This window comes from Lyngbya sp. CCY1209, assembly GCF_035615495.1.
In the GTDB taxonomy this organism is placed as follows: Bacteria; Cyanobacteriota; Cyanobacteriia; order Cyanobacteriales; family Microcoleaceae; genus Limnospira.
Genome location: NZ_JAJENU010000067.1, coordinates 1 through 599, shown reverse-complemented (window position 1 = coordinate 599; position 599 = coordinate 1). Strand labels below are relative to the sequence as shown.

Below are 599 nucleotides of genomic sequence, written 5' to 3'. Positions count from 1 at the left end.
GAACTGGTTGAGTTCAAACAGGGTCATCGCCCCGGCCCACAGGACGATCAGTCCGGCGTGGGCGACGTGGGCCCCCAAAAGTCGGCCGGAAAGGTCGGTCAGACGGGCATTTCCGGCCCGAAATGGAATGTCGGTGTTGATATTATCGGTGGCAACTGCCATCGAAATCCTCCTTGGTGAATGTTGAGTTTTGGCACGACGAGGGTCGTCAAGGTTTGACGGGTGAAAATGCGATCGAAGCTATAACAGTGGTCTATTTGGTGCGATACGGTTCGATCCGCCATTATCCCCCTGATCCCCCCCCCGCCCCCATCCCCCCCAGCCCCCCTTTGAAAGGGGGGAGTAAGGGGGGAGCCAGAGGATGCTCCGCTTTGATTAATCCGGGGACTTAAAGTCGATCTGTGTACCTCACTGACTTGAAAATTGCTGTAATAGCTGACCGCTATGGCGGTTGTGGGGGCAACCTTATAGGGTTGCCGGTAGAGGCAACCGTGGGGGCAACCTTATAGGGTTGCCGGTGAGGACAACCGTGGGGGCAACCTTATAGGGTTGCCGGTAAAGACAACCGTGGGGGCAACCTTATAGGGTTGCCGGTAAAG

General features: G+C 56.6%; 1 pseudogene. It reads right to left on the bottom strand.

Annotated features, from left to right (window positions below):
- Positions 1 to 162, bottom strand: a pseudogene (locus LKE08_RS00340) (chlorophyll a/b binding light-harvesting protein); the annotation flags it as partial.
- Positions 163 to 599 lie beyond the last annotated feature (437 nt).